Consider the following 430-nt stretch of genomic DNA (forward strand, 5'->3'; position numbering starts at 1 on the left):
GGGTGATCTCGTCGAGCAAATCGTTGACCACCGTGTGGGCCCAGGGCGGCAGGGCGTCCAGGTGGTCGCGTGCGCGCTGGCGCACGGTGTTGGCCTTGAGCGGCAGGACGATGCCGTATTCACTGAGGACACCCCGCACACGGTTGATGTGGGCGGTGCGCTGCTCCACAAAGCCTTGCCGGGCCACGTGCACGCTCAGCCTGCTTTGCTGGGTGAGGTTCTTGACGGGCACAAAGCGCATGTGCGGGCGCTGGATGGTCTCGCAGATGGCCGCAGCATCGGCTGCATCGTTCTTCCCCCGCTTGCCGCTCATGCGGTACGGCGTGACGAACTTCGGCGCCACCAGCCGCACGGTGTGGCCTGCGGCCATGAACAAGCGGGCCCAGTGGTGCGCGCCAGAACAGGCCTCCATGCCAATGATGCACGGTGG

1 protein-coding gene is annotated in these 430 nt (G+C 66.5%); it reads right to left on the bottom strand.

What is annotated here, in order from left to right:
- A partial coding sequence (locus G3A44_RS23205; RefSeq protein ID WP_163460121.1) for an IS110 family RNA-guided transposase occupies positions 1 to 430 on the bottom strand: 430 nt, incomplete at both ends.

The sequence above is a fragment of the Ideonella livida genome (assembly GCF_010499455.1).
GTDB lineage: Bacteria > Pseudomonadota > Gammaproteobacteria > Burkholderiales > Burkholderiaceae_C > Ideonella > Ideonella livida.